The following is a 23,796-nucleotide window of genomic DNA, read 5'->3' on the forward strand; positions in this document are numbered from 1 at the left end:
ATATGAATATATATAGCAGTATAAAATTCGCTGATATTGTATTTGAGGGTGGTGGTGTAAAGGGTATTGGTCTTGTCGGTGCCTTAAAAGCATTTGAGCAAAAGGGATATCAGTGGAAAAATATTTGTGGGAATTCTGCGGGCTCCATTGTAGCTGCACTAGTTGCAGTTGGCTACTCAAGTGATGAGATAAAAAAATTAATGATGGATCTAGATTATACAAAAATTGCTGATAAAAATTATTCTATTATGCCTTTTTTCTCTAATGCTTACAATTTAATTTTAAAAAAGGGTCTTTTTAAAGGGGATTATATAAAAAACTGGATTGATGATGCTCTTTCAAATAAACTTAAACTACGCAGTAAAAAAAAAGTAACTTTTGGGGACTTGATAATTCCAGATGAACAAGGTATTCTTTTAAATAATAAAAAGTATAAAAGAAAATATAAACTGCACATTATAGCAACGGACATAAGCCGCGGAAAGATGATAATACTACCTGAAGATATTGCTGAATACGGCATAAATCCTGATGAGTTTGAGGTAAGTTTGGCAATTAGAATGAGCATATCTATTCCATACTTTTTTCAACCTGTAAAGTTATCTAATATAAATTCTAATAGAAAATCTCTAATTGTTGATGGTGGTGTTTTAAGCAATTACCCAGTTTGGCTTTTTGATGTAAATGGTATACCAAACTGGCCAACCATTGGTTTTAAACTTGGAGGGAATAAAGAAATACGAGAACATAAAATTACAAATATTTTAAACTTCACTAGCTCAATAATTGAGACTATGCTAGAAGCACAAGATGATATTCATATAAGCGAGATGAATTTTTTACGAACAGTAAAAATCGATACTCTTGATATTAAAACTACAGATTTTAATATAGAAAGTAAAAAAATAATTGACTTGTATACTTCCGGTGAAGCTTGTGCTAGGGATTTTCTCCAAACCTTCGAAAGCGACTTTAAAAAGCATAGAATTATGAGAGTTAATTCTCTTAATAATAGAACTTTTAAACGTATTTGTGATAATTTTACATCAAATGGCATTTGTTAAATTTATCCTTTAAAATTTTTAGAATTTAATTTATAACAAAAACCATTTACTTTTGAAAATATCATAAAAAAAACGTAACAAGCAGAAATTCACTTGGTACGTTTTTTATTTTAAATCCATATTGTTACATGTATAAATCAAGTTTTACATTTCTTTTTTTATACCTCTACTTAAAGTGTTTTCATAATCTATAAATTCATATACATCTTCCTCAAATAAATCACTAAAACTCTTAAGTTCATCTAAATTTAATTCTTCAATTGCCTTACTTTTTTTCTCACATGTAATAACAATATTTCCTATAACGGAGTGAGCATCTCTAAATGCCATTCCCTTGTTAACAAGATAATCTGCAGCTTCCGTAGCATTTAAAAAACCTCTTTTAACTGCATTATGCATATTATCTTTTTTAATTTTTAAAGTTCCTAACATTTCATTCATAATTTTTATGCATTTTAATACTGTATCAACAGCATCAAAGAAAGGCTCTTTATCTTCTTGCATATCTTTATTATAGGCAAGCGGGATTCCCTTCATAGTTGTAAGGAGACTCATTAAATCTCCGTATACTCTTCCAGTTTTTCCTCTTATTAATTCTGCTGCATCTGGATTTCTTTTTTGAGGCATTATACTACTACCTGTGGAGAACTCATCACTAATTTCAATGAAATTAAATTCTTTAGTACTCCATAAAATCAATTCCTCACTAAGTCTACTAAAATGCATCATTATTATAGAAAATGCAGATAGAAGTTCTAATAAATAATCTCTATCACTTACTCCATCCATAAAATTATCTACAGGCTTTTTAAACTCTAACTCTTTTGTCGTAAATTCTCTGTCAGTATCATACGTTGTTCCAGCAAGAGCACAACATCCAAGAGGATTTTCATCCATAATTTCAATAGCGCTAGTAAGCCTTTTCTTATCTCGACTAAGCATACTGTAATATGCCATTATATGTTGCTTAAATGTTACTACCTGGGCTCTTTGCATATGTGTATAACCAGGCATTATAACAGCATTTTCGTTCCCTAATATTTTAATTGTTCCTAAAATTATATCTAAATTATCAATAACATCCAAAGCCTTATATTTTGAATATAATCTCATATCCACTGCAACTTGGTCATTTCTGCTTCTTGCTGTATGAAGTTTTTTGCCTACTTCACCTATGGTTTTAATAAGGTTTATTTCCATAAAGCTATGAATATCCTCATAATCGCCTTCGATTTTTAATTTACCGTCTTTGATGTCAGACATTATAGAATTTAAACCGTCAACTATAGTTTTAGTTTCCTCATTTGTTAGAATGTTGCATTTTGCTAGCATTTTAACATGAGCAATACTTCCAATAATATCTTCATAATACAATTTTTTATCAAAGCTAAGAGAACTATTAAAGTCCTCCATAAGCTTACTTTCTTTACTCAAAAATCTTCCGCCCCAAAGTTTCATATTGTCACCCACTTTACCTTTTGTATATTTTGTAATTTTTATTTAAAATTATTTAAATGTTTATATGCTTTTATTTTACTTGGTAATGCGAACAAGTTAATAAATCCTTCTGCATCTTTATGATCATATAATACGCTAGCTCCAAATGAAGAGATACTTGCATCGTATAGTGCATTAGGTGATTCTTTACTTGCTACCATAATATTTCCTTTATAAAGCTTCAATGTAACAGATCCTGTTACAGTTTCTTGAGTTTTATCTACAAAGGCATCAAGAGCTTCTCTCATTGTAGTAAACCAAAGTCCATCATAAACAAGTTCTCCGTATTTTTGTGATACTTGGTATTTATAATGAAGAGTATCTTTATCTATAGTTATTTCCTCTAGTTCTTTATGAGCTGCATAAAGAACAGTACCACCTGGTGTTTCATATATTCCTCTTGATTTCATTCCAACAAGTCTATTCTCTACTAAATCTACAACACCTATTCCATTTTCTCCACCAATTTTATTTAATATCTTAACGATATCTATTGGTTCAAGCTCAACTCCGTTAACTTTTGTAGCGATTCCCTTTTCAAAATATATATCTACAAGAGTAGGTTCATCTGGAGCTTGTTCTGGAGGTGTAACCATAAGGTACATTTCTCTTTTGTGATCATTTTTGAAATCTTCAATATCTCCACCTTCATGACTTGCATGCCATAAGTTTTGATCAACTGAATATATTTTTTCCTTAGTAACATTGATTTCTATACCTCTAGCAGTAGCATAATCTATAGCATCTTCTCTTGATTTTATATCCCAAATTCTCCAAGGAGCAATAATCTTAATAGACGGATCTATAGCTGCTATTGCAACTTCAAATCTAACTTGATCATTTCCCTTACCAGTACATCCGTGACATATATATTTTGCCCCTTCTTTATGTGCAATTTCTACAAGTTTTTTAGCTATTAATGGTCTTGCATAAGCTGTACCCAATAAATATTTTCCTTCATATGTAGCATTTGCTTTAACACCTTTAAATACGTACTCTTTGATGAACTGTGCTGTTAAGTTCTCAATATATATTTTCACAGCTCCTGAACTCATAGCCTTTTTCTCAATTGCTTTCATATCGTCCTCTTGTCCAACATTAATACATGCTGCTACAACATCCATATCATAGTTTTCCTTAAGCCAAGCTATTATTATAGAAGTATCTAATCCTCCTGAATATGCTAAAACAACTTTTTCCTTCATTTTAATTTCCCCTTTCAATTTTGTTTATTTTGTACTAATATCAACCTATTAATTATTTTAATGAATAATCATGTTTACTAATTTGTAAATAAATATATGTGAATAACAAGCGTTACCCTAAAGTACTTTATTTAAAAACTCTCTAGTTCGCCGCTCTTTAGGAGCCATAAATAATTCTTCTGGCGTTCCCTCTTCTACTATTTTTCCTCCGTCCATGAAAATCACTCTATCTGCTACATCTTTTGCAAATCCCATTTCATGGGTTACAACAACCATTGTCATGCCTTCTTTTGCAAGATCTTTCATTACTCCTAGAACCTCTCCAACTAGTTCCGGGTCTAATGAAGATGTTGGTTCATCAAATAACATTATGTCAGGTCTCATAGCGAGTGACCTTGCTATAGCTACTCTTTGTTTTTGACCTCCTGATAACTTGGACGGGTATTCATCTACCTTTTCTTTAAGTCCAACCTTTTCAATAATTATTTTTGCTCTTTTTAGTACTTCGTCTCTCTCTTCATGTTTAACTGTAATTGGAGCTTCGATTACATTTTGCATTACAGTCATATGATGAAATAAGTTAAAGTTTTGAAATACCATACCTACTTTTTCAATGGTATTTCTCATATGCTTTTTATTTTTAACATCTAACTTTTCTCCCTCAATAAAAACCTCGCCATCATTGGGTACTTCAAGATGATTTAAACACCTTAAAAACGTGCTTTTCCCTGAACCAGAAGGACCTATTATAACTAACACTTCTCCTTTTTCAACAGTTACATTTAGACCTTCAAACACTGTTAGTTTACCAAATTTTTTAGTTAAGTTTTTAGTCTCAATCATATACATCCTATATCACCTCTGCTAATATACTGACAGTTTTTTTTCGTAATGTGAAAATACTGTAGTAAAAATTGTTGTCATTAAAAGATACAAACATCCTGCTATAAAGAAAGATTCCATTGGTCTAAATGTTGATGCAGATAAAATCTGTGCTTTTCTCATAACTTCCGACATAGTAATGGTTGACACCAATGACGTATCTTTAAGCATTGTTATAAACTCATTACCAACTGATGGAATAATTATCTTGAAAGTTTGTGGTAATACCACTCTTTTCATAGTATCTATATAGGTGAATCCTAAGGATCTGCAAGCTTCAAATTGTCCCTTATCTACCGATAGTATTCCACCTCTTATTATTTCTGCCATATATGCTCCTGAATTTAAACTAAGTCCTATTATTGCCGTTTGAAAGGGTGAAAGCTGAACACCTACAAATGGTAATACATAATAAAAAGCAAATAATTGAAGAAGCATAGGCGTTCCCCTGAATATCCAGGTGTAAAACCCTGCTACACAAGCCAGTAATTTATTTTTAGATAGTTTCATTAATGCTGTAACTATCCCTATTAAAGTTCCGATTACTACTGATATTATAGTTAATTCTATTGTAAGCAAACTTCCTTGTAATAATACAGGAAACATTTCTTTTAAAATACTTATATCCATTCTTGACCTCCCAATATTTCCCTAAAGCAAACAATAATTATTAATAGCTATTTCTTATATGCGTCAAATCCGAACCATTTTTGAGAAATCTTAGAAAGGGTTCCATCGGCTTTTAATTCATTAAGTGCCTTTTGTATTGCTACTTGTAATTCCTTATCTTGTTTTTTAAATCCAATTCCAATAGGTTCTTTACTAATTTGTTCAGTTAGAACTTTAAATTGGCCTGGCTTCTTGGCTACATAATATTGGCCAACTTGAGCATCCATAACTACTGCATCTACTCTTCCAATTGATAAGTCCTGGTATGCATCCGTAATTTTGTCATACCTTTTGACTTCCTTAAGTCCCTTCATCGCTGTTGCTGCAGTATCGCCTGTAGAACCTAACTGACAAGATACTATTTTACCTTTTAAATCATCTATTTTTGTTATTTTCGTATTTCCTTGTTTTACAATAGCAACTTGACCACCCATAACATAAGAGTCTGAGAAATTTATACTCTTTTTTCTAGCATCTGTAATACTCATAGCTGAAATTATAACATTAAATTTTGATGACCCAAGAGCTAAAACCATTCCATTAAAATCATTAGTAATATATTCTGTCTTTACTCCTAACTTCTTTCCTACTGCATCTCCTAAATCCACATCAAAACCAACTAACTTATTTTTAGAATCTCTAAATTCCATTGGAGGATAAGAATCATCTAGTCCTACTGTAAGTTTACCTGATGCCTTAACTGCTTCTAACGAATTAACCTTTGCTTGTTTCTGACCACAACCGACAAGTAATACACTCGCCATAGTAACTATTAATATTATCGACATGAATTTTTTCAATTTAGCATTCCCCCATTTATAATATAATAACGTTATGAATATTTATACATTTAATTGTATATTGAATATTCTATTTATATTTTCTTTATTTACTGACAGCCGACTTATGTTATTGGTTTAACTGGCTTTCTTTTATTTATTATATATTACTTTTAATAATAATGCAATGCATTTTACTAATATTTATTCATTATATGTGATAATTATGCATGATATATCATGAAAACTTTTTCAAACTAGCCCATTTAATGATTTTCACAAAAAAAATAAAAATGCCATTAGCCTTATAATAAGCCAATGGCATTTTTATTTTTTTATAAAACAGTTAATCAGCCATATTGAATACTTCTAAATCTTCACTTATAATATTTTTCTTCATAATCTCTACTAATGCTTTTGCAGTGTCAAGTGATGTTAATACACCGAGTGAACTTTCAATTGCTGTCCTTCTAATTCTAAACCCATCTGTTTTTGAATCATTTCCTTTCGTAGGGGTATTTATAACTAAATCAACCTGCCTACCTTTAATTACATCAATTATATTAGGCGTTCCATCTGAAATCTTTTTAACCTCTATTGTATCAATTCCATTATCTTTTAATAGCTTAGCTGTACCCTTCGTCGCTATAAATTTATAATTAAGTTCACTAAATCCTTTAGCTATATATAAGAATTCATCATAATCTTGAGGGTTTATTGTTGCAAGTATAACACCTTTTTCTTTTTTAACCTTCATCCCTGATGCAATAAATCCTTTATATAAAGCCTCATCAAAAGTTCTTCCTATTCCTAAAACCTCTCCAGTTGATCTCATTTCCGGTCCAAGACATACCTCAACCTCTGGAAGTTTTTGAGTCGAAAATACTGGTACCTTAACCGACACTAATTTAGGCTCCTTGTAAATTCCAAATCCATACCCAAAATCCTTTAATTTTTCTCCAAGCATTACTCTTGTAGCAAGATCTACTATTGGAACCTTACTAACCTTACTTATGTATGGAACTGTACGGCTAGCCCTTGGATTAACCTCTATTATATAAAGTTCATCTTTGAATTCTATAAATTGAATATTAACCATACCTATAACTTCAAGGCCTATTGCTATTTTTTTTGTATATTCTAATATTTTATCTTTTATATCATCCGATATATTTTGGCTTGGATATATTGTAATACTATCTCCAGAATGAACCCCCGCTCTCTCTAGATGTTCCATAATTCCTGGAATTAATATTTCTTCACCATCACAGATAGCATCAACTTCTATTTCTCTACCTAACAAATACCTATCAATAAGGACAGGATTTTTCTTATCCTTTTCAAATGCATTCTTTAAATAATGTCTTAGTTCCTTTTCTTCATAAGTTATTTCCATTCCCTGTCCACCTAATACATAAGACGGCCTAACTAAAACCGGATATCCTATATTTTCAGCCTCGCATAATCCATCTTTTATATTCCAAACTGCCTTTCCTTTGGGTCTGTTTATATTTAATTTTTCTAGTAATGCATCAAATTTCTCTCTGTCCTCTGCTGCATCTATTTGATCAGGTTTAGTTCCATATATAGGTATCTTTTTTTCACTTAAGAACTGAGCAAGTTTAATAGCTGTTTGACCTCCAAATTGAAGTATAACTCCATCTGGTTTTTCTTTTTCAACAATATTAAATACTTCTTCCTCTGTTAGTGGTTCAAAATATAATTTATCTGAAATATTAAAATCTGTACTTACAGTTTCTGGGTTATTATTTACTATAATAGTTTCAATCCCTAGTTTTTTAAGGGCAATTACACTATGAACAGATGCATAATCGAACTCGATGCCCTGACCTATCCTTATAGGCCCTGATCCTATTACCATAACCTTTTTCCTATTGCTTACTTTAACCTCATCATATTCATCATAAGTTGAAAAATAATATGGTGATAATGCTTCAAATTCTCCACCACATGTATCTACCATCTTATAGACAGGTTTAATATCCAATGTGTTTCTAAGTTCATAAATTTCATTTGGGCTTACATCTAATAAATCTGCTATTCCTTTATCAGAAAATCCTTTTTTCTTCAGTAGGTATAACCATTCTTTATTCATATCCTTTAGTGTAGATTTTTTTATCTTTTCTTCTTCATCTACTATCCATTTGATTTTATTTACAAAGAAATTATCTATTCCTGTAATTTCCGAAATTTTTTGGGCCCTATAATCACGACGTAACATCTCAGCTAAATAGAATATTCGTTCATCATCAGCAGCCATTACTCTTTTCTTTAATTCGTTTAAACTTTTCTCTTCTAATGAAGCATATTGCAGTGAATATTGTCCTATTTCTAGAGATCTAATTCCCTTAAGTAATGCCGCTTCAAAATTACTTCCGATTGCCATTATTTCGCCAGTTGCCATCATTTTTGTACCAAGCACCCTATTCGCCTCATCAAATTTATCAAAAGGCCACCTAGGAATTTTAACAACTACATAATCTAGTGAAGGCTCAAAACATGCGTAAGTTTTTTGTGTTACCGCATTTTTAATTTCATCTAGCGCATATCCTAATGCTATTTTGGTTGCTACTTTTGCAATAGGATATCCCGTAGCCTTTGAAGCTAGTGCTGAAGATCTACTTACCCTTGGATTAATTTCTATAACAGCATACTCGAAGCTTTTTGGATCAAGTGCAAGTTGAACATTACAACCGCCTTCAATACCTACACTGTTTATAATATCTATAGATGCACTTCTAAGCATTTGGTATTCTTTATCAGAAAGTGTTTGACTTGGTGCTACAACAATACTATCTCCAGTATGTATCCCAACTGGATCTATATTTTCCATATTACATATGGTAATGCAATTACCTAAGCTATCCCTCATAACTTCATACTCTATTTCTTTCCAGCCTTTAATGCTCTTTTCTAAAAGGACTTGCCCTATAGAACTTAATTGCAATCCTAACTCTAGAATTTCAATTAGTTCCTCCTCAGTTTCAGCAATTCCGCCTCCACTACCGCCCATAGTATAGGCAGGTCTTACAATTACAGGATAACCTATTTCACTTGCAAACGTTACTCCAGAGGCTACATCTGTAGCGATTGCACTTTCTACAACCGGCTGATTAATTTCTTGCATCAAATCTCTGAAAAGTTCTCTATCTTCACCTTTTTTTATTGCTTCTATAGAGGTTCCAATTACTTTTACATTATATTTTTTCAAAATTCCTTTATCTGCTAATTCTACAGCTAAATTTAACCCTGTTTGACCTCCCATACCAGCAAGTAAACTATCTGGTCTTTCCTTTGCAATAACCTTTTCTAAAAACTCTATAGTTAAAGGCTCTATATAAACAATGCCCGCAATTTCTTTATCTGTCATTATTGTTGCTGGATTACTGTTTACAAGTACAACTTCTACGCCTTCTTCTTCTAATGCTTGACAAGCCTGTGTTCCAGAGTAATCGAACTCCGCAGCTTGACCTATTATTATTGGACCTGATCCAACTACTAATACTTTTTTAATATTCTTATCTAATGGCATATGAATTCCTCCCGTATAATCTGTTATTATCTTTTTTATGTATCCTATCTTATAAAAATGATTATTTAAACTATTTTATATAAATGAAAGAAATTTATCGAAAATCACATCTATATCCCTTGGTCCAGGGCAGGCTTCTGGATGAAACTGAACGCTAAATATTGGAAGACTTTTATGTCTCATTCCCTCTATGGTTCCATCATTTACACTAACATGTGTAACTTTCATATTTTCAGGAAGTTTGCTTACGTAATAACCATGGTTCTGTGATGTAATATAAACCTTATTCTCTTCTATATCTTTAACTGGATGATTGCATCCTCTATGACCAAATTTAAGTTTTCCCGTTTCCCCATCAAGGGCTAATGCTAGGAGTTGATGTCCTAGACATATTCCTACTATGGGCTTTTTACCTATAATTTCTTTTATCATTTTAATAACATCTTGTAAATCTTTTGGGTCACCAGGTCCATTTGATAAAAACACCAAATCTGGGTTAGCATTTAATATTTGCTCCGCCGTAGTATCTGCTGGAAAAATTGTTAATTTACAATTTCTTTTTTTAAACGACCTGAGTATGTTCTCTTTTATTCCAAAATCTACAATAGCTATATGTTGTCCACTGCCCTCAATTGTATAACAATTGTTTGTTGTAACCTTCATTACTGCATTACTATTACTAAAATTCATAAGTTTTTGATCTATTTCATCTTTTGTAAGTTCTGCAGTTGCTATGATTCCTTTCATAGTTCCATTTTCCCTAAGTATTTTTGTTAATGCTCTTGTATCAATACCTTCAAGTCCTATTATTTTATTTTGTTTAAAATATCCTTCAAGATCCATTTCGCATCTCCAATTACTAGGATAATCACATTTTTCTCTGACAATGAACCCTTTCACCTTAGGAGATTTTGACTCTACATCTTCTAAATTAATTCCGTAATTCCCGATAAGTGGATAAGTCATAGTTACTATTTGGCCATAATAAGATGGATCCGTTAAAATTTCTTCATATCCAGTCATACCTGTATTAAAAACCACTTCTCCAACACTTTCCTCTAAATATCCAAATAAATTACCTTCAAAGATTATTCCGTTTTCTAAAATCAACTTACCTTTCATATTAAATCCTCCTTAAATTGCATAAAAGTACATATTCTTCCAAGTATATTAATAAAGATAACAAAGCAACTATTAAAATAATCACTCTGTTATCTTTCTTAATATGGTAACCGCATTTATTAATGAAATAAAAAATATACTTACAGTTTTATTGCGCAAAGCAGCAGCTGCATTATATTTAATAATATTAAATTTAAAATTGACAGAATAAATAACACATGCCATAATTATCTATACTCCTTCCTAGCCTCACAGGGCTAACTTAAAAGTGTACCTTTGTTTAATTTGTAATTTCTTCTTATTTTAATGCAAATTTTGCGATTTGTCAATGTATAATTATAAAATTTAATTGCAAGTTTATTCAATATTGATAATACATAGCTATATTTATTATTGTTTACAGATCACTTCAATGTGCCTTAACCATAGAATAAATAAGGATTTAACACGTCTTTTTAAAAATAGGAATGAGAAATAAAAAAACCGTGATTTAGGTTTTTTTATGTATAATTATACTAAGACTTTTCCATAACGCTTCTCCATTTTTCAGCATTTATATATGAAGTGCCATCTGCTATTATTTTTATAGGCATAATCAATCCCTCGCTTATTAAATATTAAGTATATTATACTACAAATATATGTTTCAAAATGTATATAAAAAAATTAAACTACGCTTATATTTCATAAATAGATAATAAAATGTAATATATTACATAAATTATTAAATTATTTTGAACTTTTACAAATACCACCCAAATACCTCGTCATATGTTATACTTATAGTGTTAAAAGTGGGTGGTATAAATAATATGATATATTAGATCAATTAAAATGAATAATATTTATAGTTAAGGCTTTAATATAATTAATATAATTAATATAATACAAAGGGAGGTGCTGCAAAAATATAGGTTAACACTAAGATTTCTACCTATATTTCTGAGCAGAAAAATATGAATAAAGATGACGTAAAAAATGAAGAAAATAAGGATAATAGTGAAAGTATAAATAAATTGTATTCGAATGACAACAAATCGGAAAATTATAACTCCAAAACTGGGTATGGTGCATCAAACAAGTTGAAAGATGATCCGGAAAATAAAAAATACATAAAAGAAATGCAGGATATTGCAGACAAAAATGAGTTTAAAAATAACGTAGTAGTTATAGGGCTAGGAGTAGTTATGGTGACTATAATTATATTTTCTATTTTAATGAACACTTCATTCATGAAACCAAAAACAGATGTAGTAGTAAATAAACCAGTTACAAAAAGTTCGGATACTACTAATGTTGACGCCACTAAACCTAAACCTATTATTGCTCCTACTAATGTTTATGAATATTTAAATGTCGAAGCTAACAGAACCTCACTTTTAAAAAAAGCAATTACTTTAAATCACGGAAGCAAAAAGGGAATTAACGTATACCTCTTATCTGAAATTTTAAGATCTAATACCTACGCTATTCCCGCAGAAACAACAACTGTTAAGCAATTGATGGCATCCTTAATATCTATGGATTGGAAAAAGAATCGCGACGTCTCGCAGTTGAAAAAGGGTGATATATGTTTCACTACAGATATGCCAGACAAAGTCGGTACACCTTCTCATGCATACATATTTATGGGTTGGGTAAAAGAAGGCAAGACTGATTATGCTAACATATGTGATGGACAAGTCGAAGAATTTGGTAATATACTTCATAAAAGGAATTTATCTATTGATACTACAGATAAAGATAAATTTAGCTTTTTTCTTAGAAAATAAAATGTTTTTAACAAACCTAATAAAAATAATACCCTAGGATATCCTAGGGTATTATTTTTATAGATTTATTTCTTTTATAATATTTCCTTCTAAATCTTTTATCTGAAATAAATCATCTTGGAGTATTGCATATGAGTTAGGAAAGTTATTTCTGGGTAACGATATAGAACCTGGATTTAATATATGTATATCATTTTGTTTTTTTGCTACGGGGATATGAGTATGACCTTGAACCAAAACATCATTTTTACTTAAATTAGGTAAATTATTTTCATTATATATATGTCCATGCGTTAAAAATATCCTTCTGTTATTGTACAAAATCATAGAATAATCTGACATCATAGGATACTTAATTAAAATTTGATCTATTTCACTATCACAATTTCCTCTAACAGCTATTATTTTATCTTTATACTCATTTAATAGAGTAGCTACTGCTTCTGGATTGTACTCTTTGGGTAATGGATTTCTTGGACCATGGTACATAACATCTCCTAAAATCACTATATAATTAGCGTTTTCCTCTTCATAGAGTTTCATTGCTTTTTTAAAATAAAATGAAGAGCCGTGTATATCTGAAACAAAAAATATCTTCACTTATAAAAACTCCCTTTTAAAGAAATTAATTCTTATGTTTTATAATTCCTATAGCTGTACCTATAATATATGTATCTTCACTATCAATAACAATAGGTTTATATTTTTCATTTTCAGGCATTAGTAATATTTTATCACGACCTATGGAAAGTCTCTTTAGAGTAGCATTTCCTCCTATATCTACTGCCACAATATCCTTATTGTTTGCTGCTTGTTCCTGCCGCATAACCACATAATCCCCATCATCTATGTTAGCTCCAATCATACTATCACCTTTAACTTTTAAAATAAAAGGATTCTTAACTCCTTTTAACCAATATTTAGGAATATAGAAGTTACCTTCTATTTCGGAATTAATCTGTATAGGTTCCCCTGCTGCTATATCACTGTATACAGGAAGTTCCACTAATTCCTCATTTATGTACTCATAGTCACCTTTTTCATCATTTACTATAATATCAGATATTCTACTGTAATCCCTCATAAAGTCATATGCTCTGCCATGTCTTATATCACAATATTGAAAATTTTCTAGATCATCAACATTCAAATTGTTAACTATTATATCCTCATGGGTTTCCGTGGTTTTTTCTTGATATTCATAATTATTTTTAAATATATATGATTTTACTTTTTCTCCTAGAGGCCTAATATTAACCCTTTTGCCTTTTACCATCCATGAATTAGCATTATATTCCCCATCTATATCAATAAGAAATGTCATAGTAGAATAAGATTTCTGTTTATAAAGAGCATTAATAAATTCCAATTGCACCTTAGTTAAATTATCACTTTTGTCAATTATAATATGAGTATACTTGCCCATTGAAACAGACTGTAACATTTTCAGTGCATATATATTAACATCTTCGTCATCAACAAAGTTTTTCAAATTAAGCTTTTCATTATACATAATCATAAGTTCATATATCGCTTTTCTAGCAGTGGAATTTTTATTAATTCGTTGTGGACCTTGACCTTTTTCACATTTTCTTCCTGTTCTATTCACTTGTAGATACAAATCGGCTTTCAAGTAATTACAACTTTTAATCCACTTTATCTCATCTATAAAAAACTGAGTATAATCGATCTTTAGTATTCTTAATTTTGGATAATTATCTTTAACTTTCAATATACAATCTTTTATAATATTTTTCTTATCATTCTCTATAATTATTTCTTTTTTTAATTTATATCTATCTTCATATTTTAAAAAATATTTATATATAATACTTTCTAATGTAAGCACTTGGGGTTTTATTTTTTCATTAGAAAAGATACTTAAATACTCGAACTTAGTTTCTTCTTGTGCTGCTATGTATTTATTTCTAAGAGAATTTATATCCTCTTCATTAGATGTAAGAATTAACACTTTATCATCATCGTATAAACAATAGTTATTTTTTAAATAGAGGCTTCTATAAATGGCTGCAGTCGTTTTGCCTGTTCCTTTAGCACCTCTGATTAAACTATATCTTGAGGGTTTGCTATGAATCATTCTATGTTGTTTTAAACCTAGTTCCATTTAATCACCTCCACTGTCGTTATAATAATATTATACAATAATATCTCCCTTAAAGTAAAACTTTTATTGATTCATTTATAAAATTTTGCAATTTCACTTCTTTATATATAAAAAATAAATTTAAATAAACTAATCAAAAAATGAAAAATTACCAATATAACAACATTGGATTTATGAATATCTTTACGCATTTACTGAGCATAATAAGTAATATATTAAATAATTAACTTATCTAAATATAATAAATTAGAGGTGATTTATATGAATGGAAAAATGATGAGTCTTATTATTTCTTCAACTATTGTAGCTAATAGTTTTACAGGCGTTTGTTATAATAAAGGTTTTAAAAAAATTTCAAGTGAACATGCAAAAACCGAATTTATTGGATATAATAAATTTGTTGATACAAAAACACATGATATAGTAAATTTATTTAAAAATGTCTTTAATAATACCGAAAACCATAATGAAGTAAGTACTAAAGAATATAGCTGGTATTTTCAGCCTAAAAACGATAATACTCCACCCGATGGTCCTAAAGAAACTAGTCAACTTATATCTAAATATGATTGTTTTCATTTAGGCGATACATCAAAAAAAGTATTATATCTAACATTTGATGAAGGTTATGAAGCTGGATATACTGCTCCAATACTAGATATACTTAAAAAACATAATGTAAAAGCAGCATTTTTTGTAGTAAAGCCATATATTACTTCAAGTCCAGATCTAATCAAACGAATGGTAACCGAAGGGCACTTAGTATGTAATCATAGTAATCATCATCTCTCAATGGCCTCTATAAAAGATGAAGAAAAATTTGATAAAGAATTATCCGATGTAGAAGACGCTTTTGAAAGTATTACCCACAAAAAAATGTCCAAGTATTTTAGGCCTCCTATGGGTAAATATAGTGAATTATCCCTCCTATATACTAAAAACTATGGATATAAAACTATATTTTGGAGCTTTGCTTATATGGATTGGCTTGCAGGCAAACAACCATCACATGAAGATGCAAAAAAACGTATAATGCAAAGAACCCACAATGGCGGAATTATGTTACTACATGCAGTATCAAAAACCAATGCTGAAATATTAGATGATGTTATAACGCAGTGGGAGAAGCAAGGTTACGTATTAAAAAGCTTAGATGAATTGCCTATTAAAAATTAATTATCACATATAGTGATATAATTAATTTTTTTAGTAATATACTGTATTTTTTAATTGATTATAAATACTACAATTTATATTAATTTTAATAAATTGTAGTATTTATATTTAAACAATTCATCAGTATTATAGAATTTTATTAATATCAAGCATTATTTTTATGATACCTAATATTAATAAATGCATTGGATAAAATACATAAAAAGCATATCTTAAATTTTTACCCTTCTTACCATTATATTTAAATATAAAAATCAATGATAGAATTGATAATATTTGAATAAACCAACTAGGATTTATTGATTTACCTTGAATTTCAAACACATATAACAAAATTCCTGATGCGTTAAATACTAAGTATACAATAATTTGTGATATAAGTATTTTAAATTTGCTCTCTCTAAAAATATAAAAGGATAATATAATAGCAACTCCATAAAGTCCATAATCTGTATTAAAACTTTCAGCTATTATGCCTAATGCTAAAATACTAATTATTTTAAAAAACTTTGACTCCCCTTTGTCCCATATACGGATTGCAATTAGCCCAATCGATAAAGTAAAGAAAATATTTAAATGTAGATTTGGACTACCCATAAGGAAGCTTAAAAAGTCAAAGAAACTATGGATTTTAATTTGTTCACTAAAAGCTAATGAAAATGGCAATTGAGATGCTGCTGCAAATATCAAAAGCCTATATAAATACCTATAAAAGGAGTTTGTTTTAGAATACCCTACAGCAATCAAATAAGCAAATATAGGAAATGATAATCTTCCTATCATTCTAAGGATTATAACCCTTGGGAGAAGCACTGCCCCTATATGATCAATTAGCATTAATATACATGCAATAAATTTTAACATGCTAGTTGTCATAAATACCGCCCCCAATAAATATATATTCATTTAATTATAGCATTTATTTCATTTATTTGTCTTATTATGTTTCAATATTACCCGTGTTATTAATAAATAAATAAAAAGATTACTTGTATTTAAAGATGCAAAAATTCCCCAAAACCAATAGTATTTCTCTCCACGTTTTCTTGCATCACGAAATACCCAAGCCCCTTCCATTAATACAATAGGGATAGCTATCGTTAGTACTAAAATTAATTTCATTCTTGAAATACCCACTAAAATTCACTCTCTTTTCTTCTGGCAACTGAAATAGGTATTATTATACAAGGAGCAATGATTGTTATAAAAACTTGAGATATAATTAATATCATGTAATCGATTTTAATTATTGCTATTGCATATAAACAAACAACTATAAAAGATGATAATATAAACAAAACAAATTCTTTACTAGCCTTCCTGCTTTCTTTTATAGATTCTCCTTTCTCTATTATTCCTAAGGTATCTATATTAAAATCAAATATATCTTCATTTAGAACATTCATTTTTATAGCTGCAGAATTTAGTTTGTTTTTAAACTTTAAAGCTTCATCACTATACTTTATATCTTTATCTACATCATTCTGGTCTTCATTGTACAATTCATTAATTAAAGCGTTTTTAACCTTATCAGATAAAGAATTTTCATTACTATCCGAATCCTTCATTTATATTATCTCCTTTCTCTCAATTTCTTTTATTATATATTTGACAGCATTATGAAGCCTTGACCGAACTGTCCCAATGGGACAATTTATAATTTCTGATATTTCCACATATTTATAACCATAATAGTGTTTTAAAACAAATACGACTCTTTTCTCATAGGGTAACGTTAAAATTATTTTCATTATCTCTTTATACTCATAATTTTGTATTACAATGTCCTCCAATTGCATACCATTATCAACTAAAATCTCATCTGATAACTTAAACCCTTTGTTTTTTCTTAAATAATCTCTGTAAACATTAGTAGCTATTTTTATTAACCAGGTAGAAAATTTAGCCTTAGGCTCAAACTTGTTTATATTAAGTACAGCTTTGAGCAATGCATCCTGAATAATATCTTGTGCTAAATAGGGGTCTCCTGCCATTTTAATAACATATCCTTTTAAAATATTAAGATTATTTTTTAAAAGGGTATTTAATGCGCTCTTATTTCCACTCTTAGCTTTATTAATAAGTTCTACCTCATCCAAATAATAATCACCCCTAACAATCCTTTAACGAAGAAATGTGCTAAAAAGTTCATTATATTTATAATTATTTGTTAATGAAAATAGTAGGGAGGTCACCTCTTAGTGTCCTCCCTACTATTTTATTTATTGTTTTATGATTTACTATTTCTATTTATCAGAAGCCTTTTTCCCATAAATTTTATGTAATATTAAATCATATTGTCCTAATTTATCGGCTAACATATGCCAATTTTTATGTTCGGCATTTGCCACATTCGCTTGATTATTTTCAACATTTTTTAGCCTTAAGCTAATATCTTTAATATCCTTTTGCATTTCTATTAGCATTTCTTTTATTTCGTTATCCATAATGTTCTCCTTATGACTATCCATCTTAGATTCTGTTAACAAATGTTCTACTATCATAACATTTTGCATGCATAACCTTAACATCACTATAATTTATTTCTTGTAGAATTCCTTAATAGTTTGACAAACAAATTCTACTTCTTCCTCAGTTATTTCTGGATATATAGGAAGTGCAATGATGCTCTCACATGTTTTTTCAGCTATTGGGAAATCTCCTTTTTTGTATCCGAGGTACGCAAAACATTTTTGAAGATGAAGTGGGATTGGATAATAAATACTAGTTCCTATTTCATTTACTTTTAAATATTCTGAAAGCTCATCTCGCTTGTCGGCTAATATATTAAATGCATAATAAACTGATTTCTGATTACCTATTATTTTAGGTATTTTAATAAACTCACATTCTTGTAATCTTTTCATATATAATTTTGCAATATGATCTCTTTTTTTAATTGCATCATTTATATATTTAATTTTAACTTGTAATATAGATGCTTGAATTGCATCAAGTCTTGAATTATATCCAATAAAATCATAATGATATTTTCTAGACGCTCCATGAACTCTATACATCTTAGCAAGGTTTGCTAAGTTTTCGTCATTGGTTACTATCATCCCTGCATCGCCATATGCTCCTAAAGTCTTTGTTGGGAAAAATGAGAATACACCAAAATCTCCTATAGTACCTGCATGTTTATAGTCAGCTCCGTTACCTTTCCATCTCATACCAAAAGATTCCGCTGAGTCTTCAAGAACTCTTAAATCGTGTCTACTCGCTATATCCATAATTTTATCCATATCACTCATTTGTGAAAATAAATGGATTGGAAGAATTCCTACAGTATCCTTTGTTATTTTTTCTTCGATTTTGCTGGCATCTATACCAAAAGTTTCTTCATCAATATCAACAAATACAGGTTTAGCACCATTTTTTGCTATGCAAGATGCTGAAGCCAAGAAAGTAAATGGTGAAGTTATTACTTCCTTTCCCTCTTTAAAACCAAGTATGTCAGATGCCATTACCAAGGCATCTGTACCTGATGCAACACCAATTGCATATTTAGCTCCAGTAAATTCTTTAACTGATTCTTCAAAGTCAGTTACTTCTTTACCAAGCATCGATACTCCTCTTTCCATAAATCCTAGAACAGCATTGTCGAATTCTGATTTTTTCTCTTGATATTCTCTTGTTGGTGTAAAAAATTTAACTTTCATAATATGGCCTCCATTTTAATCTTTATTGTTTAGCTATTATTGCTTCTGCGCATTTTATTACATTGTTTACAACGTACTCTGCATCCTCTAATTTAAGTGTTGAGTATACTGGAAGTGTTATTTCATTGGCATACTGGTTATATGCATTTGGATAATCCTTTATAGAATAACCAAGATTTTTATAAAGTGTAAACATTGGTAAAGGCGTAAAATGAACATTAGTAGCTATACCCATATCTGCAAGCTTTTGTATTAATTCATCTCTTTGTGCTTCTTTAAACCCTTTTAACCTTAATGTATATAAATGATATGAAGTCTCTCTAATTTCATCCTTTGTAAAAGGAATAATTGCCCAATCTTTAGTGCTAAGAGCTTTAGTATATATCGCAAAGATTTCTTTACGCCTTGTAATCATTGCTTCATATCTTCCAAGTTGTCCAAGACCTATAGCTGCATTTATATCTGTCATATTGCATTTCATACCATCTGTGATGATATCATATTTCCAAGCTCCTGCCTTCATCTTAGCCAAAGCATCTTTTGACTGACCTTGAAGTGAAGTTATTTTAAATTCTTTTACTAAATCTTCCTTACCTTTGAATTTATTATCATTAAAAGTAATTGCCCCACCTTCTGCAGTTATTAAATTTTTTACTGCATGGAATGAAAAGACATTAAAATCAGCTTGTGATCCAACTTTTTTACCCTTATATATTCCACCGAAAGAGTGAGCTGAATCTGATATAAATATAATATCTTCTCTATTTTTAGCTTTAAGAATTGCCCTTATAGCATCATAATCAACAGGAACTCCTGCTATATCTACAGTTATTATTGCTTTTGTTTTTGGTGTAATTGCCATAGCTAATTTTTGCTCATCTATTAGAAAACTATCTTTTTTAACATCTACAAATGTTGGTTTAACGCCTCTATGAAGTATTACATTTGATGTCGCTGTATATGTGTAAGGTGTTGTAATAACCTCATCACCCTCACAAATGTTATAAACCTTTAATATAAGTTCTAAACATGCACTTGCACTTGCAAGTGCTACAGTATTATTTGCATCACAATAGTTAGCAATCTTATCTTCAAACTCTTTAGTCTTAGGTCCAGTTGTAATCCAACCTGAATCTAAAACCTCCATTACAAGTTTTTTCTCTACATCTGTTATGTCTGGTGGTGAGAAAGGAATATTCTTTATTTTCATATATATCCGACCTTTCATATTTAATTTTATTGTAAACCATAATAATTATCTTATTTATTTCTAGCTTTAATCTTACAATTAAGAAGCAAAAGAAAAAAGCGTAGTTTTCATGAATTCTAAAATTACAAACCTCTCTGACCCTTAAAAAAGCCAGTATCCTTAGTTATATAAATTCCACCTTCTGTAGCAATTCTCTCTTCTAAATATTTGGTAAGTTCATAAAGTCTTTCCTTGTTAAAACTTTGCTTTACATTACCAGGCATTGAAAAAATATAATCAATAATAGGTGTAGCTTCTGTTACAATTAAGTTATCCTTATATCTTTTCATTTCTATATTATCAAACAATTTTTCTAGCTTTTCAACGCCATTTTCGAGTTTAAACCTTGAAGTAATATCAGAACTTCTAATATCCATTGTTTCTGATTTAAATTTAATCATTATATCTCTAATTTCAATCATATGATTTTCTCCAACTGTTGAAAAATAAAAACATCCTCCAGGTTTTAATACTCTGTATATTTCAGACAATGCTTTACCTATATTCTCCACATGATAAAGCATATGGTTTGCAATTACAATGTCAAAACTACAATCACCACAGGGTATATCCTCTGCATCTATAATTTGAAACTTGAAATTTTCAAACTCTTTGCCTAAGTTTACCTTAGCATCATTTAACATTCCTTTAGAAAAATCGCTCAATGTTATATCGAGTTCTTTAGGAAGGTTATCTTTATTTTTTTTCCATAAAGTAGCATCACCACATCCAAGTTCAAGAATTGTGGACTTATTAGGTAGATTTAGTTTTTCAAAATACCATTTCATCCATCCATATTTGTTTACACTAAATCTCTCATGGATGTTCATTCTAGCTCTTAAATTCGAGGCATTTTCATACTGCTCAAGTAATTTTTTATCCGAATTTATAACATTTATAATGTTAGTAAACTTATCCCAACTTACATCTGTTTTATTCTCCATTTCAATTGCTTCATCGATTGCCTTAATTACCATTAAAGTATGTTGAACTCTTTGCTTCATAATCTTTTTTTGTATTTCCAAAGATTTCACAAAATTTTTGTCTGTCACATCACTTTGCGCTATTTGCTTGATATCATCTAGAGAAAATCCAATAAACTTCAAAGTCAAAATTTGCTGAAGCCTTGCAAAATCCTGATTACTATATAATCTGTGCCCCGCTTCGCTATATGAACTTGGTTTCATTAAAGCGATTTTGTCGTAATACCTAAGTGTCCTTAAGGTAACACCGGCTTTTTCTGCGAATACACCAATTGTAAAAAAATCGGGTTCATTCTTTTCCAATATGATCACTCCTAATTATGGACATTTGATCAATAACCATATTTAATTAATGGCTCTATAATTATATTAACACATTACGTTACGTCATATGCAATAGTTTTTTTGAACATTTAAAGAATTATTATAAAATCAATTTCTTGTTTTAAAATTTAGGATTATATAGACAAAGGTATATACTATTATAATTACTTAATTATAACAATATATACCTCTATTCTTAACATTATTATTTATAAAATATCACTACTATCTAATACCGTTCATTTTGCCCTTCAAAGCTTTAACTCGACCATTTACATAATTAGTAAGTTCTCGTATGTTATCTTTTATTTCTGTTGGAGCACTAGTAACCATAGTAATTATATCTAATTTATTACCTTTTATTTCTTTGGCAACTTCATAAGCCAAGCACTTATTTTTCATTTTCCAATAGGTAACGTTAAATTGATCCGCTTGGCGTTTATTATAATATCCTTTTTCAATACCAAACTGAAATAAATCTGCTGCCGATTCTAATTCTTCTAAATCTTGGACATCTAAAGTCTCATTTACTAAATCTTGAAATGTTTTCATTATAGCTCTCCTTTTTAACAGGTAATATTATTTATCATCTATATTACAATTAATATATTCTATAAATCCTAGTTGTTTATTTAAAAAAATCACCCTTTAACAAATCTTTTCCACAACTTTAACATTTTAACACATATCAAAGAAAATTTGAATTATTATTATAAATAATATTATAACTCTATGGTTATTCTTTCAAATCATAACGTATGTTGTCACTTGAAATGTAAAAAATAAGAACACATATTACTTTTCATATATGAGTCTTTGTAAAATACTTCTAATCAAATATATACTTTACAAATTATTAAAAAATATTCATAAATGTAGTATTATATATAGTTCTGCTGGCATATATTAGTACACTATGATAAACTAACCTTTGTCAACGTATTATATTTTGTAAAATCTTATATAATTTTGTGGAAAATTATTCATTAATATACTTAATGGGATTATTATAGAATACGTATAAGATAATTATCACTACTTTAAGGAGGAACATATGGAATTCGACAATCACTCTATTAAAACAAGTTCAGATTTTAGACGCTCCGCAAGAGAACAACTCAAGGGAAAGTGGGGCAACGCTGTTTTATTATGTTTACTATATAGTATAATGATATCAGTAGTATGTGGTATTATTGCTTTAATTCCATTCATAGGTCCAATTATACTCATATTATTAGTTGGTCCTATAACTTTAGGTTTTGTAACTTGTTTTTTAAAAATCGTTAGAAATGAACCTTTTATGTTTGAAAATCTCTTTGATGGTTTTAACAATTTTTCTTCAGCAGTACTTGCGCAATTATTAATAACTATATTTGTTTTCCTTTGGACTTTGCTCCTTATAATACCCGGAATAATTGCATCTTATAGTTATTTTTTGGTGTTTTATATATTAAGCGACAACCCAGACTTAAGTGCTATGGATGCTTTAAAAATGAGCAAGAAAATGATGAAAGGTCATAAATGGAAGTTGTTTTGCCTTCAATTAAGCTTCATAGGTTGGGGAATACTTGGAATTTTATCCTTGTATATAGGATATTTATGGTTAACACCTTATATGTATGCTTCTTTTGCAAACTTTTACGAGGATTTAAAAACTAACAATTTAAATGAAAATCCTACTGAATATTTTGTTACAGTATAAATCGGAAAAATACATGTTAGTCCAATTTTTGT

General features: G+C 29.5%; 21 protein-coding genes. 4 read left to right on the forward strand and 17 right to left on the reverse strand.

Features of this window, described 5'->3' with window-relative positions; all coding sequences use genetic code 11:
* Positions 1–2: 2 nt before the first annotated feature.
* Complete coding sequence (locus LL038_RS06400; protein WP_216126029.1) at positions 3–1,064, forward strand: patatin-like phospholipase family protein; 1,062 nt, start codon at positions 3–5, stop codon at positions 1,062–1,064.
* 144 nt (positions 1,065–1,208) lie between these two features.
* Here the strand turns inward: LL038_RS06400 and argH are convergent, their stop codons facing one another.
* The 7 genes from argH to LL038_RS06435 form a co-directional block, all read right to left on the reverse strand.
* The gene (argH, locus tag LL038_RS06405) at positions 1,209–2,522 is read right to left on the reverse strand and encodes an argininosuccinate lyase (protein ID WP_216126031.1); all 1,314 of its coding nucleotides are present in this window, start codon (positions 2,520–2,522) and stop codon (positions 1,209–1,211) included.
* 38 nt (positions 2,523–2,560) lie between these two features.
* The gene (locus LL038_RS06410; protein ID WP_216126034.1) at positions 2,561–3,766 is read right to left on the reverse strand and encodes an argininosuccinate synthase; all 1,206 of its coding nucleotides are present in this window, start codon (positions 3,764–3,766) and stop codon (positions 2,561–2,563) included.
* 117 nt (positions 3,767–3,883) lie between these two features.
* Positions 3,884–4,615 carry an amino acid ABC transporter ATP-binding protein gene (locus LL038_RS06415; RefSeq protein WP_290443054.1) on the reverse strand — a complete coding sequence of 244 codons (732 nt, stop codon included), beginning with the start codon at positions 4,613–4,615 and terminating at the stop codon, positions 3,884–3,886.
* A gap of 15 nt (positions 4,616–4,630) precedes the next feature.
* Positions 4,631–5,278 carry an amino acid ABC transporter permease gene (locus tag LL038_RS06420; protein ID WP_071612811.1) on the reverse strand — a complete coding sequence of 216 codons (648 nt, stop codon included), beginning with the start codon at positions 5,276–5,278 and terminating at the stop codon, positions 4,631–4,633.
* Between the two features lie 47 nt (positions 5,279–5,325).
* Positions 5,326–6,117 carry an ABC transporter substrate-binding protein gene (locus LL038_RS06425; RefSeq protein ID WP_253200019.1) on the reverse strand — a complete coding sequence of 264 codons (792 nt, stop codon included), beginning with the start codon at positions 6,115–6,117 and terminating at the stop codon, positions 5,326–5,328.
* 325 nt (positions 6,118–6,442) lie between these two features.
* Positions 6,443–9,649, reverse strand: coding sequence for a carbamoyl-phosphate synthase large subunit (carB, locus tag LL038_RS06430; RefSeq protein WP_216126038.1), 3,207 nt, complete (start codon positions 9,647–9,649; stop codon positions 6,443–6,445).
* A gap of 75 nt (positions 9,650–9,724) precedes the next feature.
* Positions 9,725–10,771, reverse strand: a complete 1,047-nt coding sequence (locus LL038_RS06435; protein WP_216126039.1) for a carbamoyl phosphate synthase small subunit — start codon at positions 10,769–10,771, stop codon at positions 9,725–9,727.
* A 956-nt stretch (positions 10,772–11,727) separates the two neighbouring features.
* Here LL038_RS06435 and LL038_RS06440 point away from each other — a divergent pair.
* Positions 11,728–12,543, forward strand: a complete 816-nt coding sequence (locus LL038_RS06440; RefSeq protein ID WP_216126041.1) for a hypothetical protein — start codon at positions 11,728–11,730, stop codon at positions 12,541–12,543.
* Positions 12,544–12,600: 57 nt separating this feature from the next.
* Here LL038_RS06440 and yfcE read toward each other — a convergent pair whose 3' ends face one another.
* Both yfcE and LL038_RS06450 read right to left on the reverse strand, forming a co-directional pair.
* The gene (yfcE, locus tag LL038_RS06445; protein WP_216126043.1) at positions 12,601–13,143 is read right to left on the reverse strand and encodes a phosphodiesterase; all 543 of its coding nucleotides are present in this window, start codon (positions 13,141–13,143) and stop codon (positions 12,601–12,603) included.
* Between the two features lie 25 nt (positions 13,144–13,168).
* Positions 13,169–14,668 (reverse strand): S24 family peptidase, encoded by a 1,500-nt coding sequence (locus LL038_RS06450; RefSeq protein WP_216126045.1) that lies wholly within the window; start codon positions 14,666–14,668, stop codon positions 13,169–13,171.
* Between the two features lie 261 nt (positions 14,669–14,929).
* Between LL038_RS06450 and pdaA the strand changes: the two genes are divergently transcribed.
* Positions 14,930–15,844 carry a delta-lactam-biosynthetic de-N-acetylase gene (gene pdaA, locus LL038_RS06455; protein ID WP_216126047.1) on the forward strand — a complete coding sequence of 305 codons (915 nt, stop codon included), beginning with the start codon at positions 14,930–14,932 and terminating at the stop codon, positions 15,842–15,844.
* A gap of 126 nt (positions 15,845–15,970) precedes the next feature.
* Here the strand turns inward: pdaA and LL038_RS06460 are convergent, their stop codons facing one another.
* The 8 genes from LL038_RS06460 to LL038_RS06495 form a co-directional block, all read right to left on the reverse strand.
* The gene (locus tag LL038_RS06460; RefSeq protein ID WP_216126049.1) at positions 15,971–16,720 is read right to left on the reverse strand and encodes a TraX family protein; all 750 of its coding nucleotides are present in this window, start codon (positions 16,718–16,720) and stop codon (positions 15,971–15,973) included.
* A 260-nt stretch (positions 16,721–16,980) separates the two neighbouring features.
* On the reverse strand, positions 16,981–17,412 hold the full coding sequence (locus LL038_RS06465; protein WP_216126051.1) for a hypothetical protein: 432 nt from the start codon (positions 17,410–17,412) through the stop codon (positions 16,981–16,983).
* The gene (gene sigY / locus LL038_RS06470; RefSeq protein ID WP_216126054.1) at positions 17,413–17,943 is read right to left on the reverse strand and encodes an RNA polymerase sigma factor SigY; all 531 of its coding nucleotides are present in this window, start codon (positions 17,941–17,943) and stop codon (positions 17,413–17,415) included.
* Positions 17,944–18,090: 147 nt separating this feature from the next.
* Positions 18,091–18,291 carry a hypothetical protein gene (locus tag LL038_RS06475; protein WP_071612801.1) on the reverse strand — a complete coding sequence of 67 codons (201 nt, stop codon included), beginning with the start codon at positions 18,289–18,291 and terminating at the stop codon, positions 18,091–18,093.
* Between the two features lie 93 nt (positions 18,292–18,384).
* Positions 18,385–19,506 carry a DegT/DnrJ/EryC1/StrS family aminotransferase gene (locus LL038_RS06480; RefSeq protein WP_216126056.1) on the reverse strand — a complete coding sequence of 374 codons (1,122 nt, stop codon included), beginning with the start codon at positions 19,504–19,506 and terminating at the stop codon, positions 18,385–18,387.
* Positions 19,507–19,528: 22 nt separating this feature from the next.
* Complete coding sequence (locus LL038_RS06485; protein ID WP_216126078.1) at positions 19,529–20,710, reverse strand: DegT/DnrJ/EryC1/StrS family aminotransferase; 1,182 nt, start codon at positions 20,708–20,710, stop codon at positions 19,529–19,531.
* 128 nt (positions 20,711–20,838) lie between these two features.
* Complete coding sequence (locus tag LL038_RS06490; RefSeq protein WP_216126060.1) at positions 20,839–22,041, reverse strand: MerR family transcriptional regulator; 1,203 nt, start codon at positions 22,039–22,041, stop codon at positions 20,839–20,841.
* Positions 22,042–22,287: 246 nt separating this feature from the next.
* Positions 22,288–22,614 (reverse strand): hypothetical protein, encoded by a 327-nt coding sequence (locus LL038_RS06495; protein WP_071612797.1) that lies wholly within the window; start codon positions 22,612–22,614, stop codon positions 22,288–22,290.
* 502 nt (positions 22,615–23,116) lie between these two features.
* Between LL038_RS06495 and LL038_RS06500 the strand changes: the two genes are divergently transcribed.
* Entirely contained in the window at positions 23,117–23,764 is a 648-nt protein-coding gene (locus LL038_RS06500; RefSeq protein WP_216126063.1) for a DUF975 family protein, read from the forward strand.
* The last annotated feature ends 32 nt before the right edge of the window (positions 23,765–23,796 follow it).

It is taken from the genome of Clostridium estertheticum (assembly GCF_026650985.1).
GTDB classification, from domain to species: domain Bacteria; phylum Bacillota; class Clostridia; order Clostridiales; family Clostridiaceae; genus Clostridium_AD; species Clostridium_AD estertheticum_C.

Bases quoted from the DNA above. Each gene is read 5' to 3' on its own strand.
- LL038_RS06450 (WP_216126045.1), bottom strand. From the start codon at position 14,668: ATGGAACTAGGTTTAAAACAACATAGAATGATTCATAGCAAACCCTCA.
- argH (WP_216126031.1), bottom strand. From the start codon at position 2,522: ATGAAACTTTGGGGCGGAAGATTTTTGAGTAAAGAAAGTAAGCTTATG.
- LL038_RS06440 (WP_216126041.1), top strand. From the start codon at position 11,728: ATGAATAAAGATGACGTAAAAAATGAAGAAAATAAGGATAATAGTGAA.
- LL038_RS06495 (WP_071612797.1), bottom strand. From the start codon at position 22,614: ATGAAAACATTTCAAGATTTAGTAAATGAGACTTTAGATGTCCAAGAT.
- carB (WP_216126038.1), bottom strand. From the start codon at position 9,649: ATGCCATTAGATAAGAATATTAAAAAAGTATTAGTAGTTGGATCAGGT.
- LL038_RS06480 (WP_216126056.1), bottom strand. From the start codon at position 19,506: ATGAAAGTTAAATTTTTTACACCAACAAGAGAATATCAAGAGAAAAAA.
- LL038_RS06475 (WP_071612801.1), bottom strand. From the start codon at position 18,291: ATGGATAACGAAATAAAAGAAATGCTAATAGAAATGCAAAAGGATATT.
- LL038_RS06435 (WP_216126039.1), bottom strand. From the start codon at position 10,771: ATGAAAGGTAAGTTGATTTTAGAAAACGGAATAATCTTTGAAGGTAAT.
- LL038_RS06500 (WP_216126063.1), top strand. From the start codon at position 23,117: ATGGAATTCGACAATCACTCTATTAAAACAAGTTCAGATTTTAGACGC.
- LL038_RS06460 (WP_216126049.1), bottom strand. From the start codon at position 16,720: ATGACAACTAGCATGTTAAAATTTATTGCATGTATATTAATGCTAATT.
- LL038_RS06420 (WP_071612811.1), bottom strand. From the start codon at position 5,278: ATGGATATAAGTATTTTAAAAGAAATGTTTCCTGTATTATTACAAGGA.
- LL038_RS06400 (WP_216126029.1), top strand. From the start codon at position 3: ATGAATATATATAGCAGTATAAAATTCGCTGATATTGTATTTGAGGGT.
- pdaA (WP_216126047.1), top strand. From the start codon at position 14,930: ATGAATGGAAAAATGATGAGTCTTATTATTTCTTCAACTATTGTAGCT.
- LL038_RS06465 (WP_216126051.1), bottom strand. From the start codon at position 17,412: ATGAAGGATTCGGATAGTAATGAAAATTCTTTATCTGATAAGGTTAAA.
- LL038_RS06415 (WP_290443054.1), bottom strand. From the start codon at position 4,615: ATGTATATGATTGAGACTAAAAACTTAACTAAAAAATTTGGTAAACTA.
- LL038_RS06410 (WP_216126034.1), bottom strand. From the start codon at position 3,766: ATGAAGGAAAAAGTTGTTTTAGCATATTCAGGAGGATTAGATACTTCT.